Source organism: Agromyces sp. NPDC058136, from assembly GCF_042884375.1.
Classification (GTDB): domain Bacteria; phylum Actinomycetota; class Actinomycetes; order Actinomycetales; family Microbacteriaceae; genus Agromyces.
The window spans coordinates 1,279,062-1,295,572 of sequence record NZ_JBHVUA010000001.1; the positions used below are offsets into that span (position 1 = coordinate 1,279,062).

The following is a 16,511-nucleotide window of genomic DNA, read 5'->3' on the forward strand; positions in this document are numbered from 1 at the left end:
CGTCTCGAGACCGGGTGACCCGGCCTCGAGAGGCGACTCAGGCCGCGAGGCCGAGCCGGCGCAGGTCGTCGCTCGAGGCGCGGAACTCCGCGCCGTCGGCGATGGTGGTCTCGCGCGGCACGCGCGCGCCGTTCTGCACCTTGGCTGCTGTGCCGACGGTCGCGTACGGGCCGATCACGGCGTTGCGGCCGATGACGGCGCGGCGGCCGATGTGCGCGTTCACGCCGACGACGGCGCGTTCGGCGACGATGGCGTCGCCCTCGACCCAGCCGCCCGGGCCGATCTGCGCGCCGCGCTGGACCTCGGCGCCCGGGTCGACGTAGGCCGTCGGGTCGACGAACGCGGTCGGGTCGACCTTCGCGGTCGTGGCCACGAGGCCTCGGCCGTTCACGTGCTTGCGGTAGCGACGCAGGATCCCGGCTTCGTCCTCGAACTCGACATAGCTGATGCCCACGCTCTCCTCCTCCCGGCGTGGAGGCTCCACGCCCGAACATAGACACAACATCCACGCTGACCGGGGTATTCCCGCAGGCCGCGGCCGCGAGGCGCACGACAGGAAGCCGAGCAAGGTTAGGCTTTCCTCAGCCCCATGGATGCCTCGTCGCGAGCCGTCCGCCGACCACGACCCAGGCCGACATGACCATTCAGCCCATCATCGAGCTCGACCGTGTGAGCATCCGCCACGACGACGCCGCTCGACCGACTCCGGCGGAGGTCTCGTTCGCGGTCGCCCCCGGCGAAGTGGTGCTGCTGCTCGGCCCGAGCGGCTGCGGCAAGTCGACCCTCGCGCTCGCGCTCGACGGGCTCGTGCCGCATGCCGTGCCCGCCGAGCTCGACGGCACCGTGCGGGTCGCCGGGCTCGACACCCGCGAACACCCGGTCGGCGTGCTGAGCTCGCACGTCGCGATGGTCTTCCAGGATCCCGACGCGCAGATCGTCACCGGCACCGTGCTCGACGAGGTGTGCTTCGCGCCCGAGAACCAGCTCGTCGAGGCATCCGAGGTGCTCGCCCGTGCCGAGCGCGCGCTCAAGCTCGTCGGCCTCTGGGACCGCCGCACCGAGAACCCCGACGCCCTCTCGGGCGGCGGCCGCCAGCGTCTCGCGATCGCCTGCGCCCTCGCGATGGCGGCGCCCGTGCTCGTGCTCGACGAACCGACCGCGAACCTCGACCCGGCCGGGATCGACGAGGTGTACGCCGTGCTCCGCGAACTCGCCGACGACGACGATCACGCGATCGTGCTCGTCGAGCACAACCTCGACGCGGCCGTCGACCTCGTCGACCGCGTCATCGTGCTCGACGGCGCGGGGCGGCTCGTGATCGACGGACCCGCCCGCGAGACCCTGCGCGACCGGGCCGACGAGCTCGCCGCGCTCGGCGTGTGGCTGCCGGTGTCGACGCTCGCGGCGATGCGCCTGCGCGACGCGGGGGTGCCGATCGGGCCGCTGCCGCTCACCCCGGCCGAGCTGGGCGCCGCCCTCGACGCGCTGCCGAGCCTGCCCGCGCCGCTCAGCGAGTCCTCCCCCGTGCGCTCGACGGCGCTGACCCCGCGGCCGACCCTCGCGACCATCGGCACCACCACGGGCTCCGTCCCCGCGCAGACCGCTCCCGTGATCCGCGCGCAGGGGCTGTCGGTGCGACGCGGCGGGCGACGCGGCGCGGTCGTCGTGCACGACGTCGACCTCGAGGTCGGGGCGGGCGAGTTCCTCGCGATCGTCGGCACGAACGGCGCAGGCAAGACCTCGCTGCTGCAGGCCCTCGCGGGCGTCATCGCCGCGCCGAAGGGCGCGGTCGACGTGCTCGGCATCGACCCGGCGCGCGCCGACGCGCGCGAGCGGGCGCAGCGCATCGGCTTCGTGTTCCAGAACCCCGAGCACCAGTTCATCGCGGGCTCGGCGCGCGAGGAGCTCGAGCAGGGGCTCCGGCTGCAGGGACTCGGCGACGCCGAGGTGCGCGAGGCGAGCGACCGGATGCTCCGCCGGTTCGGCCTCGACGAACTCGCGGAGCAGCACCCCTTCCTCCTCTCCGGCGGGCAGAAGCGACGCCTGTCGGTGGGCACGGCGCTCGTGGCGGGCGCCCCGGTGCTCGCCCTCGACGAACCCACGTTCGGGCAGGACCGCGCCCGCGCCGCCGAACTCCTCGACATGCTCCGCTCGCTCAACGACGAGGGCACGACCGTGCTCGTCGTCACCCACGACCTGCAGCTCGTCGCCGACTACGCCTCGCGCCTCGCCGTCATGCAGGGCGGGCGGCTGCTCGGCGTCGGCCCGACCACCGAGGTGCTCGCCGGCCCACTGATCGAGCAGGCGGGGCTCCGGCACCCGCCGCTCGCGCGCGCCACCCGTGGTCTCGAACGGCACCCCGCCTGGCACGGCGTCACGCGCATGTCGCAGCTGCCCGTCGCGAGCGGAGCAGCCCGATGAGCGGCCGCGGCCCGCTCGCCGCCCTCAACCCGCTCGCGAAGCTCGCCGCTCCCCTGCCCGCGATGCTCGTCGTCGTGTTCAGCCGCGATCTCCTCCTGCCGACCGCGTTCATCGTGTTCGCCCTGCTCGTGCTGCTGATCGGAGCGCGGCTGTCGGCCCGGGTCGTCGCCGCGCTCCTCGTCGGGCTCCCGATCGCGGCGCTCGTGCTCGGGTTCAGCTTCGGCGTGTGGGTCGACCCGTCGAGCGTTGCCGGCCCCGCGGCATCCGTCGTGCTCTTCTCGATCGGCGACTGGAGCTTCACGCTCGCCGCCTACCTCGTCGGATTCACGACGGGGCTGCGCATCCTCGCGATCCTGCTGCTCTCGCTCATCGCGGGCGTCACCTCGACGGGGCCCGAGTTCGTGCGCGCGATGGTGCAGAACCTGCGCGTGCCATATCGGATCGGCTACACGGCGCTCGCCGCGCTGCGCTTCGTGCCCCGGTTCGGGCACGAGCTCGAGATCATCCGGGCGGCGCACCGGGTGCGCGGCACCGTGCGCGGGCGCGGCCCGATCGCGGCGACCCGCCGGGCGTTCGGCACCGCGGTGCCCCTGCTCGCCTCCGCGATCCGGCACGCCGAACGCGTCGCCCTCGCGATGGATGCCCGCGCCTTCGGCGCCCACCCCACCCGCACCGAGCGCTTCGAGAGCCCGTGGCGGATGCGCGACACGCTGTTCATCGCGGGGTTCGTCGCCGCGAGCGCGATCATCGCCTGGGCGACCTGGGGCCGCTGACCCGCGCGGCGCGGCCCGCGCCCGCCCCGTGGCATCCGCCCCTCAGCTCGAGAATCGAGTGGGCGGAAATGAACCCATGCGCCGCTGGGAAGGTACATATTTGCCCACTCGATTGCGTGAGGGTCGGCGAGAACGACGAAGGGTCGGATGCCACCGGCATCCGACCCTTCGCAACGCGACGCGCTTATGCGGCGGGCGCAGTGTCCTCGATCTCGACGAGGAACACGAGCGTCTGCCCACCGAGGTCGTGGGCGGCGGGGTCGGTGCCGTACGCGTACTCGGGCGGGATCACGACGATGAGCTTCGTGCCGACCTTCTGGCCGACGAGCGCAGCGCCGAAGCCCTGGATGACGCCGTCGGTCGTGAACGTCGACGGCTCACCGCGGGTGTAGCTCTGGTCGAAGATCTCACCGGTGTTCCAGCTGATGCCCTGGTAGTGCACGGTGACGCTGTCGCCCTCGCCGACCGTGTCGCCGTCGCCCTCCTCGAGGACCTTCATCTGGAGCTCGGTCGGTGCGTCGACCTGCGGCAGCGTGACCGTGGGGGCCTCGCCGTCGGCGCCGAACTTCACCTCGGGGACGTTCTCGGTCCACTCGGCGGGCTTCAGGGGCTCCTGCACCTCGACGGCGTCGACCACGATGACGACGTCGGTGTCGGCCTCGAGGCCGATCGAGGCGTTGCCCGCACCGTCGTAGAGCGCCGACGCGGGCGCAACGACGACGGTGCGCGAACCGAGCGGCACGCAGTCGATGCCGGCGCGGAACGCGTCGAACACGGTCGGGTCGCCGGCCGTGATCTGGGCCGGCTGCGAGAAGAGCTGCTCGCCCGAGGTGCCCGAGTAGAGGCTCACGACGGCGTTGATGGTCTGGCCCGTCTCGGTCTCGTCGCCGTCGCCCTCGATGACGAGGGTGCGCTGGAGCTCCTCGGCCTCGAGCGGCGCGGTGAACGTCGCCGTCGATGCACCGGGGTAGTCGCCCTCGACCTTCACGGCGTCGCTCAGCGCGCCCGACTCGACGTCGATGCAGTCGGCCGCCGAGGGCGTCTTCGAGGCCTCGGGCTCGTCGGGGGTGCTCGAGCAACCGGCGAGGAGCAGGGCGGCTGCGGTGGCGAGCGCGATGGGCGCGCCGCGGCGCAGGGCACGATTCATGGGAGTGACTCGATTCGATCGAAGGGCGTGATGCGGTGCACCCAGTCTGCACCGTTCGGCTTTCGATTGCCTGAATCCCACGGATCGGGCCGATCAGGGGACAGAATGGGGCCATGGGGGAGACGACGAGCGAGCCCGATTTCGTCGGGGGGTTCACGGCGGCGGCAGCGTCCTACGCCGAATTGGACGAGGCGGTGTGGGGGCCGATCTCGACCGCGACGGTGGCACGGTCGAAACCGCGTTTCGACGAGCTGGTGCTCGACGCGTGCTCGGGAAGCGGGGCGTCGGCACTGCCGACAGCCGAGCTCGTCGGGCCCGGCGGGGTGGTCGACGCCGTCGACTTCACCGAGGCGCTCGTCGAGATCGCACGGGAGCGCGCGGGCGAACGCCTGCCGCAATTGCGGCTGCACGTCGCCGACGTGACCGAGTGGGAGCCGACGGGCTACGACCTCGTGCAGTGCGTGCTCGGGGTCCTGTTCTTCGACGACCTCGACGCGGGCACCCGCCACCTCGTCGAGCGCGCTCGCCCGGGCGGCCGCGTCGCCGTCACGGTGTGGGGGCGCGGCGCCCTCGAACCGGTGCCCGAAGTGCTCGCGACCGCACTGCCGGCCGATCTCGCGCTGCGACTGCAGGGCGGTTCGGCGTCGCCCACGATCAGCGACGTCGACACGCCGGGCACACTCGCGCAATGGCTCACCGGGCTCGGGCTCGTGCGGGTGCGGGCCGAGATCGTACGGCGGCACCTCGAACTCGACGACGCGCTCGCGTGGTCGCTCGTGACCGGCACGGGGCTGCGCGCGTTCCTCGTCGGGCTCGCCGACGAGGAGCTCGAGGCGGTCCGGACCCGGTACCTCGCGGGGCTCGCGTCGCGCGAGGTGCGCACGGTCGAGCTGACGACGCTCGTCGCGGTGGGGTTCCGCCCTTCGGCGGACGAGTAGCGCGGCCGGCCGTCAGGCGGGGCCGGTCGCGACGGGGCGAGCCTCGTCGCGCGACCACTGGCTCCACGAGCCGGGGTAGAGCGCGGCGTCGACGCCCGCGATCTCGAGGGCGGCGACGAGGTGGGCGCCCGTGACGCCCGACCCGCAGTACGCCGCGACGGCGACGCCGGGTTCGGCGCCGAGCGCGGCGAAGCGTTCGCGCAGCACCTCGGCGGGCAGGAACCGCCCCGCCTGGTCGAGGCTGGCCGCGCTCGGCGACGACTGCGCGCCGGGGATGTGCCCGGCGCGCGGGTCGATCGGTTCGACCTCGCCGCGGAAGCGTTCGCCGGCGCGGGCGTCCAGCAGCACTCCCCCGTCGGCCAGTTCGGCGGCCGCGTCGGCGTCGACCACGGGCATGCCGCCGAAGCGGGCGGTCGCGTCGCCCGGTTCGGGCGAGACCCACCCGGTGTCGAGCGGATGCCCCGCGGCGCGCCACGCGGCGAGCGCACCGTCGAGCATCCGCACGTCGGCGACGCCGGCGTGACGCAGCAGCCACCAGGCGCGGGCAGCCGACTGGTTCCCGAGGTCGTCGGTGACGACGACGGTGTCGCCCTCGCGGATGCCCCAACTCCGCATCGCCTCGGTGAACGCGGCCTCGCTCGGCAACGGGTGGCGCCCCTCGCCGGCGACGTCGTGATCGGCGAGCTGCCGGTCGAGGTCGACGTAGACCGCGCCGGGGATGTGGCCGTCCCAGTAGGCGGCGGTGCCGTCGGGCTCGGCGAGCGACCATCGCACGTCGAGGACGACGGTGCGGGTCGCGGCGGTGGTCCCGCGATCCGCGGCGAAGCGCTCGGCCGTGAGGCGGTCGAAGAGTTCGTCGTGCTGGATGAGGATCGGCATTCCTCCATCCTGCAGGATCGCGGCGTGGCATCCGCCGCCGTTCGCCCCTCAGTCGAGCAGGGCGACGATCTCCTCATAGCCGCTCGCGCGGGCGTGCTCGAGCGCGGTGACGCCGTCGCGGTCGGCGATCGACCGGTCGGCGCCGCCCTCGAGCAGCACCCGCACCGTCTCCTGGTGGCGCGGGCCGCCGTCGCCGAGGATGACGGCTTCGAGCAGTGCGGTCCAGCCGAGGTTGTTCACGTGGTCGACGTCGATGTCGGTCCGGAGCACGCGCTCGAGGTACTCGACATGACCGCGCTCGCCCGCGGGGATGATCGAGATGCCGCCGTAGCGGTTCACGATCGTGAAGTCGGGGTCGGCGGCGAGCAGCACCTCGGCCATCGCGACGCTGCCGGTCACACCGGTGACGAGCCACGGGGTGTCGCGCTGGTCGTCGAGCGCGTCGGGGTCGGCGCCCGCGGCGACGAGCACGCGTGCCGCCTCGACGTGGTCGGCCGCGGAGGCCAGCAGCAGTGCCGTGCGCTCGCGTCCGTCGCGCGCCTCGAGCGCGGCGCCCGCCTGGATGGCGAGGGAGACGGTCGCGGCATCGCCGGCGGCCGCGGCGCTGAGCAGGGTTCCGTCGGGGTCGGAGAGCACAGGTGCGGGGGCGGGGGTCTCGGTCATGGTGACATCCTCTCGTGACGAGGCGGGCGTTGTTGACGGGGGCGACGGGGTGGACGGGGCTGCGCAGCCGGTGAGCAGCAACGCCGCCGCGAGGATCGCGACGGCGCCGCTGCGGCCACCAGGGGTCATCCCCACGGCGATCCGACGATGTCGTACGGGCCCGAGGCGGCGGGCTGCTCGTCGAACTTGCTGTCGACGGCGAGGAGGCGGCCGTTCAGCATCTTGGCGGTCGTGTAGACGCGGTCGGGGTCGCTCGCGCGCTGCTCGATGCGGTGCACCGCGCCGCCGTCGGCCGAGATGCGCATGGTCGCAACCGTCTTCGAGAAGTTGCGGATCACGGTGAGCTGGTTGCCCTGGCGCACGAGGCCATCGGCGTTCACGAGGTCGGCGCCGTGCGTGTCGATCTCGGTCGCTGCCGCGGTCGTCGCGTCGAAGCGCCACAGCTGCCCTGTGTTGCCCTGCGCGACGACGAAGGCACTCCTGTCGGTCGAGAGCACGATGCCGCCGAGGTTGAACCCGGCCGCGCGCTCGACGGTGTCGGAGGCGTCGGCCCAGAGCTCGGCTCGCCATTCGCCGCCCTCCTGGGCGACGCGGAAGATCTGCGGGTCGTTCGAGTTCGTGAAGTACGCGGCGCCGTCGGCCCCGATCGCGACGTCGTTGAGGAACGCGTCGGGCGTGCCGGTGACGCGGAGCGCGGCGAGGAGCTCGCCGTCTTCGTCGTAGACCCACAGGTCGGGACGGTCGGGGTTGCCGATGCCGTTCGGGCCGCCCGCGACGTAGACGTTGCCGGCGCGATCGACGGTGACGCCGCGAGCGGTGTACCGCCCGTCGGTGCCATCGCCCGCGAGCCACTCCTCGGCCTGCGGGTTGCGCACGTCGCCGCGGTGGATCTCGCCGCCCGTGACCTCGCTGACGTAGAAGAGGCCGCGGCGCTCGTCGGCGCCGATGCCCTCGAAACGCGAGCCGGCGGCGTCGCCCGGCACGGTGTACCGGTCGGGGCGGCCGTTGTCGGCGGCCGAGGCCTCCTCGGGCGCGGCCGAGAGGCCCGCGGTGGTGATGCCGGCGGTGAGCCCCGCGGCGGCGAGTGCGATGGCGATGGTGCGCTTCATGGAATTCCCTCGTCTCTGGAACGCCGGTCTCGGCGTGCAGATCCAGCTTCGGCGCGTTTCCTGCGCCGGGCGTCGGGCGATCGGCTGCACTTGGATAGCCGATCGGATGATGCCCTCGCGCGGAACCGGTGCTTAGGCTGGGCCATCATGTCCGTCTCCGACCAGACCGGCCTCCGCGGCATCCTCGCGCCCGTCGCCAGCCTCGACCGCTGGCTGCAGATCGTGTTCCTCGCGCTGCTCGCAACCTCGGCCGTCCGCTACCTCGAGCGTCACGGATTCGGCCCCGACGGCGTGCTCGTGCTCGCGGGGGCGGCCCTCCTCGCGGTCGCGTACTCGGTGCGCCCCCTCCTGCCGACCCGCGGATGGTGGCCGACCGCGTGGGTGGTGACGGTCACGGTGCTGTGGGCCCTGCTCACCCTCGCGGCGCCGTCGTTCGCCTGGTGCGCCGTGCCGCTCGGCTTCGCGGTGCTGCAGGTGCTGCCGTTCCGCGGGGCGGTGGTCGTCGTGGTGCTCATGACGGGTCTCGTCACCGTGGCCGAGCTGCGCATCGCCGATGGCGTCGACCCGACCGTGATCGCCGGCCCCATCGGGATCGCGGTGGTCACGGTGCTCGTCTACCGGGCGCTGCAGCGGGAGTCGGCGGCCCGCCAGCTCCTCCTCGACGAACTCACCGACGCGCAGGACGAACTGCTACAGGCCCAGCACCGCGCCGGGGCGCTCGCGGAGCGCGGGCGGCTCTCGCGCGAGATCCACGACTCGGTCGGGCAGCAGCTCTCGAGCATCAACCTCCTCCTGCAGGCCGCCGAGCAGGACTGGTCGTCGCGGCCCGAGGCGGCTCGCGACCACGTGCGCACGGCCGCCGCGACCGCCCGCGAAGGACTCGACGAGGTGCGCCGGGTCGTGCGCGACCTGGCCCCTGCCGCGCTCGAGAGCGGCAGCACCGAGGCGCTGCCCGAGGCGCTCGAACGCCTCGTCGCGGATGCCGCGGCCACGGGCGACGGCGCCGCACTCGAGTTCCACCGCCACGGCGACACCCGGGCGGTGCCCGCCGCCGTCGCCGGCGCCCTGCTGCGCAGCGCCAGGGGCGCGCTCGCCAACGCCCTCGAGCACGCGCAGGCGCGACGGATCGTGGTGAGCCTGACCTTCCAGCCCGACGAGGTGCGCCTCGACGTGCGCGACGACGGCATCGGCTTCGAGCCGTCGGGGGCGAACCGACGCGCGACGTCCGAGCGCGGCGAGCGCGGCCCGGTCGACCGCGGCCATGGGCTTCGCGGGCTCCGCGATCGGGCCCAGGAGCTCGGCGGGCGCGCCGAGGTCGAGAGCTCGCCCGGCGACGGAACGACGGTCTCGGTCTCCTTCCCGCTGACGGGCGGCCCCGGTGAGCGGAGCGCGTCGTGACCGGGGCATCCCGGTCAGTGCCCGGCGAGGAGGTGCGCGTCGTGCTCGTCGACGACCACCCGGTCGTCCGCGCAGGGCTCGCCGCCCTGCTCGGCGGCAAGCCCGGGTTCGAGGTCGTCGCCGAGGCGGGCGACGCCGACGAGGCCGTCTCGAAGGCGCGCACCTACCGCCCCGACGTCGTGCTCATGGACCTCAACCTCGGCACGGGACCCGGCGGAGTCGAGGCGACCTCGAGGCTGCGGGCGCTCGACGAGGCCCCCGCGGTGCTCGTGCTGACGACCTACGACACCGAGGCCGACATCCTCCGCGCCCTCGAGGCGGGCGCCGGCGGCTACCTCTTGAAGGACGCCCCGCCGGAGGAGCTGTTCGCGGGCATTCGCGCGGTCGCCCGCGGCGAGACGGTGCTCGCCCCCTCGGTCGCGGCGACCCTCGTGCGCCGCGCGGCCGCGCCGGGGCCGGTCGTCACCGAGCGCGAGGTCGAGGTGCTGGAGCTCCTCGCCGACGGGCTCGGCAACCGGGAGCTCGCGCGCGAGCTGCTCGTCTCGGAGGCGACGGTGAAGTCGCACCTCTCGCACATCTACACGAAGCTCGGCGTCGACACCCGTGCGGGCGCCGTGGCCGCGGCGATCGAGCGGCGCATCATCAGGCGGTGAGCCGGCTCCGACCGATCCGATTCCGCTCTCGGCATATGACGCGCCGTCGTCGCAAACGCGACGCCAAGTAAACTGAGCGGACGGACGGTGCGAGCGCGAGGAGGGTGAATGATCTTCTGCCTCGCCCTCTTCGGCGCCCTGGCCCTCGTCACCCCGCTCCTCACGCGTCTGCTCGGCCGACGCGTCTTCGCCGTCATCATGCTGCTGCCCGCCGCGGCGTTCGTCTGGCTGCTCACCCTCCTGCCGGGCGTGCTCGCGGGCTCCCCCGTCGTCGAGTCCGTGCCGTGGATCCCGACGCTCGACATCGCCCTGAGCTTCCGGCTCGACGCGCTCGCCCTGCTGCTCGCCCTCATCGTGACGGGCGTCGGCGCGCTCGTGCTGCTGTACTGCATGAACTACTTCGCCGACGACGAGCCGGCGCTCGGCCGCTTCGCGGCCCTCCTCCTCGCCTTCGCAGGCGTCATGTTCGGGCTCGTCACCGCCGACGACGTCTTCGTGATGTTCACGTTCTGGGAGGCGACGAGCGTGCTCTCGTACCTCCTCATCGGTCACTACACGGGCCGCAAGGAGAGCCGTGGTGCAGCGCTGCAGGCGCTCACGGTGACGACCTTCGGCGGGCTCGCGATGCTCGTCGGCCTCGTGATCCTCGCCGTCGAGGGCGGCACGACGAGCCTCGCCGAGCTCGTCGCGAACCCCGTCACCGGCGCAGCGGGCGAGTGGGCGATCGCGCTCGTGCTGCTCGGCGCGATCTCGAAGAGCGCGCTCGTGCCGTTCCACTTCTGGCTCCCGGCCGCGATGGCGGCACCCACCCCCGTGTCGGCGTACCTGCACGCCGCGGCGATGGTGAAGGCCGGCGTCTATCTCGTCGCGCGCCTCGCACCCGGCTACGCCGAGCTCGAGGTCTGGCATCCCGTCGTCATCGGGCTCGGCGGGCTCACGATGCTCGTCGGCGGCTGGCGTGCGCTGCGCCAGTACGACCTCAAGCTCCTGCTCGCGTACGGCACGGTGAGCCAGCTCGGCTTCCTCATCATGGTGACGGGCTTCGGCACCCGTGACGCGGCGCTCGCCGGCGTCGCCCTGCTCCTCGCCCACGCCCTGTTCAAGGCGACCCTCTTCCTCGTCGTCGGCATCGTCGACCACGCGGCGGGCACCCGCGACTGGCGCAAGCTCTCGGGGCTCGGCCGCCGCATGCCCGTGATCGCGACGATCGCCTTCGTCGCCGCCGCCTCGATGGCGGGCCTGCCGCCCCTCCTCGGCTTCGTCGCGAAGGAGGCGGTCTTCACCGCCGAGCTCGAGTCGGCGCTCGCCGGCGACACCTGGGGATGGATCGCCCTCGTCGCCGCCTTCCTCGGCTCGGTGCTCACGGTCGCCTACACGGTGCGGTTCGTCTGGGGCGCGTTCTTCACCAAAGCCGAGGTCGCCCCCACCCCGCTGCACCGCGAGAGCCCCGCGATCGGCGTCGCGCCCGCGCTCCTCGCCGGGGCATCCGTCGTCTTCGCATTCGCGGTGCCGCTCATCGAACCGCTGCTCGCCGCGTACGCCGACGAGCTGCCGGGCGGGCACGAGTACCACCTCGCGCTCTGGCACGGCCTCGAGCCGGCGCTCGCACTGTCGGCGGCGGTGTTCGCCCTCGCCGCACTGCTCGTCTGGGGCCGCCAGCGGGTCGCCCGCATGCAGGCGGCCGTGCCGCCCGCCCTCGACTCGGCGCGCGGCTACCTCGGCATCGTGTCGTTCGTCGACCGGCTGGCGGCGCGAGTCACGACCGCGTTCCAGGTGCGCGGCCTCGCCGGGTACCTCGCGATCATCATGGCCGTGTTCATCGGCGGGCTCGGCGCCGCGGCGATCGCGAACCGCAGCTGGCCCGACGGGGTGCGCCTCTGGGACTACCCGGCGCAGCCGTTCATCGCGTTCATCATGGCCGTCGCCGCGATCGCCGCCGCGATCGTGCGCCGCCGGGTGACCTCGGTGCTGCTCGTGAGCGTCACCGGCTACGGGCTGGTGCTGCTGTTCGGCATGTCGGGCGCTCCCGACCTCGCGCTCACGCAGGCGCTCGTCGAGACGATCACGATCGTCGTGTTCGTGCTCGTGCTGCGTCGTCTCCCGAAGCAGAGCGCCGTGCACCCGACCGCCATGGGCCGGGTGACGCGCACCGTGATCGGCACCCTCGCCGGCCTCGTCATGGCCGTCATCGGACTCGTCGCGCTCGGCGCCCGCATCGAACCGACCATCGCCGAGGGGCTGCCCGCGCTCAGCCTCGAGGCGCACGGCAAGAACATCGTGAACGTCATGCTCGTCGACATCCGCGCGTGGGACACGCTCGGCGAGATCTCGGTCCTCGTCGCCGTCGCGACGGGCGTCGCGAGCCTCATCTTCGTGTCGGGCCGCACGGGTGGCGCGCCGCGCCTCGACGAGCAGCCCGACCGCAGGAACCGGCTGCAGCCCGTGCTGGAGCCGGCCTCGTCGATCCGGGCAGCGAAGCCGCGCCTCGCCGATGTCGACGACGAGCGCGACGACGCCGCCGAGGCGCACGAGTCGCGGCAGACGTGGCTCCTCGCGGGCCGCACCCTGTCGCCCCGCAACCGCTCGATCCTCATCGAGGTGCTCGTCCGGCTGCTGTTCCACCCCGCGATCATCGTCTCGGTGTACCTGCTGTTCGTCGGCCACAACGCCCCCGGCGGCGGCTTCGCGGGCGGACTCCTCGCCGGCCTCGCGCTCGTCGCCCGCTACCTCGCGGGCGGTCGCTACGAGCTCGGCGAGGCCGCCCCGATCGACGCCGGGCGTCTCCTCGGCACGGGCCTCCTGCTCGCCGCCGGCACCGCCGCCTCCTCGATGCTGTTCGGGCTCACCGTCTTCGAGTCGACCTGGTTCGAGGCCGACGTCCCCGTGCTCGGCCACCTCTCGATCGGGACGTCGACGCTCTTCGACATCGGCGTGTACCTCGTCGTCGTGGGGCTCGTGCTCGACATCCTCCGCTCGCTCGGCGCCGAGGTCGATCGGCACCAGGAGGAGGTCGAGGCCGACCCCGCGGCATCCGACCCGACCGCAGCCGACCGTGAGGGGGCCCCCGCATGACCGCCTCGCTCACCCTCGTCGTGCTCATGGCCGTGCTCTTCGGCGCCGGCATCTCGGTGATGCTCGAACGCAGCCTCACGCGCGTGCTCATCGGGTTCCTGCTCGTCGGCAACGCCGTGAACATCCTCATCTACCTCATGAGCGGCGCCCCCGGTCTCGCCCCCATCCTGAACGACGGCGTCGACCCCGAGGCGATCTCCGACCCGCTGCCGCAGGCGTTCGTGCTCACCGCGATCGTCATCAACCTCGGCATCACCGCGTTCATGCTCGCGCTCATCTACCGCTCCTGGTGGTTGGCGAAGCTCGGTGCGAAGGGCGACCTCGTCGACGACGAGGCCGAGCTCATCGAGGACGCCGAGGAGACGGCGGACCTCATCCGCTCGTCCGCGGCCGACGACGAGGCGATCCAGTCCCTCATCGAGGCGAGCGACGAGGAGTTCGAGGACGAGCTCGAGCGCGAGGCATCCGACCGCGACGACCTCGAGACCCGCCCGCCGAACGGAGGTGACCGCCGATGACCGCAGTGCTCGTGCCCCTCGTCGTGCTGCTGCCGATGCTCGGCGCCGCGACCGCGCTCATCCTCGGCCGCCACCGGCGAGCCCAGATGGCGGTCGGCACGGCCGTGCTCGCGGCCGTCGCGGTCATCGCGGCGGTGCTGCTCGTCGCGGTCGACACGACGGGCCCCGCCGTCGTCTACCTCGGCGGCTGGGATGCCCCGTGGGGCATCACGCTCGTCGTCGATCGCCTGTCGGCGATCATGCTGCTCATCTCGGCGATCATGCTGCTCGTCGTGCTCGTGTACTCGGTCGGGCAGGGCATCGCCGACCAGCATCGCGAGACTCCGGTGTCGATCTTCCACCCGAGCTACCTCATCCTGTCGGCGGGCGTCTTCAACGCGTTCATCGCGGGCGACCTGTTCAACCTCTACGTCGGCTTCGAGATCCTGCTGGCGGCGAGCTACGTGCTGCTCACCCTCGGCGGCACGGGCGAGCGCATCCGCTCGGGCGTGACGTACATCATCACGAGCCTCGTCTCCTCGTTGTTCTTCCTCTCGGCGATCGCGTTGACCTACGGGGCGACGGGCACGGCGAACATCGCGCAGCTCTCGGTGCGGCTCGCCGAGCTGCCGCAGGACGTGCAGCTCATCCTGCACCTGCTGCTGCTCATGGCGTTCGGCATCAAGGCGGCCGTGTTCCCGCTGTCGTTCTGGCTGCCCGATTCGTACCCGACGGCGCCCGCCCCGGTGACGGCGGTGTTCGCGGGCCTGCTCACGAAGGTCGGCGTCTACGCGATCATCCGCACCGAGACGGTGATCTTCACCGACAGCGACGTGTCGACCCTGCTCGTCGTCGTCGGCGGGCTCACGATGCTTATTGGCATCCTCGGTGCGCTCACGCAGGCCGACATCAAGCGACTCCTGTCGTTCACGCTCGTGAGCCATATCGGCTACATGATCTTCGGCATCGGCCTGTCGACGGTGCTCGGACTCACCGCGACGATCTACTACGTCGTGCACCACATCACCGTGCAGACGGCGCTGTTCCTCACGACCGGACTCATCGAACGCATCGGCGGGGCCACCTCGATCACCCGGCTCGCGGGCCTCCTCAAGGCCTCGCCGCTGCTCGGCGTGCTGTTCTTCATCCCGGCGATGAACCTGGGCGGCATCCCGCCGTTCTCTGGGTTCCTCGGCAAGGCGGGGCTGTTCCTCGCCGGCGCCGAGGCGACCGGCGCGGGGGCCACCCCCGTCGGGCCCGGCCCGTCGGCGCCCGAGTGGCTCATCTGGGTCGTCATCGCCGCCGGCGCGGCGACCTCGCTCATCACGCTCTACGCCCTCACCCGCTTCTGGAACATGGCGTTCTGGCGCGGCCGCGACGAGCTCGAGGGCTACGAGTCGGTGCTGCTCGGCTCGGTGCTCGAAGCTCCCGAAGGGGCGACCGTCACCGCGACCCGCACCGCCCCGGTGCTCATGATCACCGCGACCGCCGCGCTCGTCGCCGTGACGGTGTGCCTCACCGTGTTCGCAGGGCCCCTGTTCGACCTCGCCGGGCGCGCCGCGGAGGGTCTCGCGGACCCGTCGATCTACGTCTCGATCGTCTTCCCCGAGGGGGTGCGATGACCCACACCGACGAACCCGTCTCCCGCTGGCGCTCGGTCTGGCGGCAACTGCCGCTGCTCGTCGCGCTGCTCGTGCTGTGGCTCATGCTGTGGGACCACATCGACGCGCTCAGCCTCGTCACGGGCATCATCCTCGCGATCGCCGTGACCCGCACGCTGTACCTGCCGCCCGTGCTGCTCAGCGGCCGCTTCAACCCGTGGCGGGGGCTGCTGCTCGGCCTCCGCATGATGGTCGACGTCGTGTTCGCCTCGCTGCAGGTCGCCGCGTTCTCGATCTGGCCGTGGTGGAAGCCGATGAACTCGATCATCGTCGTGCAGCTGCACACCCGCTCCGACCTCGTCACGACCCTCACCGCCGAGGCGATCTCGGTCGTGCCCGGCACCGTCGTCGTCGACATCGACCGCGAACGCGGCCTGCTGTACCTGCACGCGCTCGGCACCCGCACCCAGGCCGACATCGACCGCACCCACCGGCAGGTGCTCGGCACCGAGGAGCGCATCGTGCTCGCGATGGGCACGCACGATCAGGCCGAGGTGGTGCGCGCAGAACGCCGGGCCCGTCGCGCGGGCGAACGGGTCGTGCATCACGCCGACATGCACCACGAGTCATCCGAGCAGAACGGAGACCGCCGATGAGCTTCCTCACCCTCGTCTCGGTCGCCGCCGGTGTCATGTTCGGCATCGGCGCGATCGCCGCCGTCATCCGCATCATCAAGGGGCCGTCGATCCTCGACCGCGCCCTCGCCGCCGACGTGCTGCTCGCGATCGCGATGTGCGCGCTCGGCGCCGAGATGGCGATCAACAAGCACACCGACACGCTCGTCGTGCTGCTCGTGCTCGCGATGTTCGCGGTCGTCGGCTCGATCTCCATCGCACGGTTCATGGCGAAGCAGGATGCCTCGTGAGCGCCGCCGAGATCGTGGTCGGAGTGCTCATCCTCGTGAGCGCGTTCCTGTCGATGGCCGCCGGCATCGGCATCCTGCGGTTCCCCGACGTGCTGACCCGGCTGCACGCCGCGACGAAGCCGCAGGTGTTCGGGCTCGCGTGCGTGCTGCTCGCGATCGTGCTGCAGGTGCCGACCTGGGGGGTCGTGTCGACGGTCGTCGTCATCATGACGTTCCAGCTGCTGACGCAGCCGATGACCGCGCACATGCTCGGCCGATCGGCCTACCGCACCGACCACGTGCGCCGCGACCTGCTCATCGAGGACGACCTCGCGCGCGACATCGCCGAGCACGAGGGCTGAACCGCCCCGGCGGATCGGCCGGCGGCCTGCACCGAACCCCGTTCCCGCGGCCGAACCCCGATCGTTCGGGCTTCAGTCGAGGAAACGGGGTTCG

Annotated in this window: 16 protein-coding genes; 11 read left to right on the forward strand and 5 right to left on the reverse strand. The window is 72.5% G+C overall.

Going from position 1 to position 16,511, the window contains the following annotated elements; genetic code table 11:
• Positions 1-37 precede the first annotated feature (37 nt).
• Positions 38-454 (reverse strand): transferase, encoded by a 417-nt coding sequence (locus ACFVTX_RS06010; protein ID WP_386898645.1) that lies wholly within the window; start codon positions 452-454, stop codon positions 38-40.
• A gap of 182 nt (positions 455-636) precedes the next feature.
• On the opposite strand from ACFVTX_RS06010, the gene ACFVTX_RS06015 reads away from it, so the two are divergent.
• Both ACFVTX_RS06015 and ACFVTX_RS06020 read left to right on the forward strand, forming a co-directional pair.
• Positions 637-2,421 carry an ABC transporter ATP-binding protein gene (locus tag ACFVTX_RS06015; RefSeq protein WP_386898646.1) on the forward strand — a complete coding sequence of 595 codons (1,785 nt, stop codon included), beginning with the start codon at positions 637-639 and terminating at the stop codon, positions 2,419-2,421.
• Positions 2,418-3,194, forward strand: a complete 777-nt coding sequence (locus ACFVTX_RS06020) for an energy-coupling factor transporter transmembrane component T family protein (protein ID WP_386898647.1) — start codon at positions 2,418-2,420, stop codon at positions 3,192-3,194. The genes ACFVTX_RS06015 and ACFVTX_RS06020 overlap by 4 nt, the downstream gene beginning before the upstream one ends.
• A 184-nt stretch (positions 3,195-3,378) precedes the next feature.
• Here ACFVTX_RS06020 and ACFVTX_RS06025 read toward each other — a convergent pair whose 3' ends face one another.
• Positions 3,379-4,341 carry an FKBP-type peptidyl-prolyl cis-trans isomerase gene (locus tag ACFVTX_RS06025; RefSeq protein ID WP_386898648.1) on the reverse strand — a complete coding sequence of 321 codons (963 nt, stop codon included), beginning with the start codon at positions 4,339-4,341 and terminating at the stop codon, positions 3,379-3,381.
• A 113-nt stretch (positions 4,342-4,454) separates the two neighbouring features.
• On the opposite strand from ACFVTX_RS06025, the gene ACFVTX_RS06030 reads away from it, so the two are divergent.
• Positions 4,455-5,279, forward strand: a complete 825-nt coding sequence (locus ACFVTX_RS06030; protein WP_386898649.1) for a class I SAM-dependent methyltransferase — start codon at positions 4,455-4,457, stop codon at positions 5,277-5,279.
• Between the two features lie 12 nt (positions 5,280-5,291).
• Here ACFVTX_RS06030 and ACFVTX_RS06035 read toward each other — a convergent pair whose 3' ends face one another.
• The 3 genes from ACFVTX_RS06035 to ACFVTX_RS06045 all read right to left on the reverse strand — a co-directional run bounded on the left by ACFVTX_RS06035 (position 5,292) and on the right by ACFVTX_RS06045 (position 7,930).
• Positions 5,292-6,158, reverse strand: a complete 867-nt coding sequence (locus ACFVTX_RS06035) for a sulfurtransferase (protein WP_386898650.1) — start codon at positions 6,156-6,158, stop codon at positions 5,292-5,294.
• Positions 6,159-6,206: 48 nt separating this feature from the next.
• Complete coding sequence (locus ACFVTX_RS06040) at positions 6,207-6,821, reverse strand: ankyrin repeat domain-containing protein (RefSeq protein ID WP_386898651.1); 615 nt, start codon at positions 6,819-6,821, stop codon at positions 6,207-6,209.
• Positions 6,822-6,946: 125 nt separating this feature from the next.
• Complete coding sequence (locus ACFVTX_RS06045; protein WP_386898652.1) at positions 6,947-7,930, reverse strand: SMP-30/gluconolactonase/LRE family protein; 984 nt, start codon at positions 7,928-7,930, stop codon at positions 6,947-6,949.
• A 147-nt stretch (positions 7,931-8,077) separates the two neighbouring features.
• On the opposite strand from ACFVTX_RS06045, the gene ACFVTX_RS06050 reads away from it, so the two are divergent.
• From ACFVTX_RS06050 to mnhG, 8 genes are all read left to right on the forward strand, one after another.
• The gene (locus tag ACFVTX_RS06050) at positions 8,078-9,328 is read left to right on the forward strand and encodes a sensor histidine kinase (protein ID WP_386898653.1); all 1,251 of its coding nucleotides are present in this window, start codon (positions 8,078-8,080) and stop codon (positions 9,326-9,328) included.
• Positions 9,325-9,981 (forward strand): response regulator, encoded by a 657-nt coding sequence (locus ACFVTX_RS06055; protein ID WP_386898654.1) that lies wholly within the window; start codon positions 9,325-9,327, stop codon positions 9,979-9,981. Before ACFVTX_RS06050 ends, ACFVTX_RS06055 begins: the two co-directional genes overlap by 4 nt.
• 108 nt (positions 9,982-10,089) lie before the next feature.
• Positions 10,090-13,053, forward strand: a complete 2,964-nt coding sequence (locus ACFVTX_RS06060; RefSeq protein ID WP_386898655.1) for a Na+/H+ antiporter subunit A — start codon at positions 10,090-10,092, stop codon at positions 13,051-13,053.
• Positions 13,050-13,571 carry a sodium:proton antiporter gene (locus ACFVTX_RS06065; protein WP_386898656.1) on the forward strand — a complete coding sequence of 174 codons (522 nt, stop codon included), beginning with the start codon at positions 13,050-13,052 and terminating at the stop codon, positions 13,569-13,571. The genes ACFVTX_RS06060 and ACFVTX_RS06065 overlap by 4 nt, the downstream gene beginning before the upstream one ends.
• On the forward strand, positions 13,568-15,172 hold the full coding sequence (locus tag ACFVTX_RS06070; RefSeq protein WP_386898657.1) for a Na+/H+ antiporter subunit D: 1,605 nt from the start codon (positions 13,568-13,570) through the stop codon (positions 15,170-15,172). The genes ACFVTX_RS06065 and ACFVTX_RS06070 overlap by 4 nt, the downstream gene beginning before the upstream one ends.
• Positions 15,169-15,807: a Na+/H+ antiporter subunit E gene (locus ACFVTX_RS06075; protein ID WP_386898658.1), complete on the forward strand. Its 639-nt coding sequence runs from the start codon at positions 15,169-15,171 to the stop codon at positions 15,805-15,807. The genes ACFVTX_RS06070 and ACFVTX_RS06075 overlap by 4 nt, the downstream gene beginning before the upstream one ends.
• Positions 15,804-16,076: a monovalent cation/H+ antiporter complex subunit F gene (locus tag ACFVTX_RS06080; RefSeq protein WP_386898659.1), complete on the forward strand. Its 273-nt coding sequence runs from the start codon at positions 15,804-15,806 to the stop codon at positions 16,074-16,076. The genes ACFVTX_RS06075 and ACFVTX_RS06080 overlap by 4 nt, the downstream gene beginning before the upstream one ends.
• Positions 16,073-16,417: a monovalent cation/H(+) antiporter subunit G gene (gene mnhG / locus ACFVTX_RS06085; RefSeq protein ID WP_386898660.1), complete on the forward strand. Its 345-nt coding sequence runs from the start codon at positions 16,073-16,075 to the stop codon at positions 16,415-16,417. The genes ACFVTX_RS06080 and mnhG overlap by 4 nt, the downstream gene beginning before the upstream one ends.
• Positions 16,418-16,511: the final 94 nt, after the last annotated feature.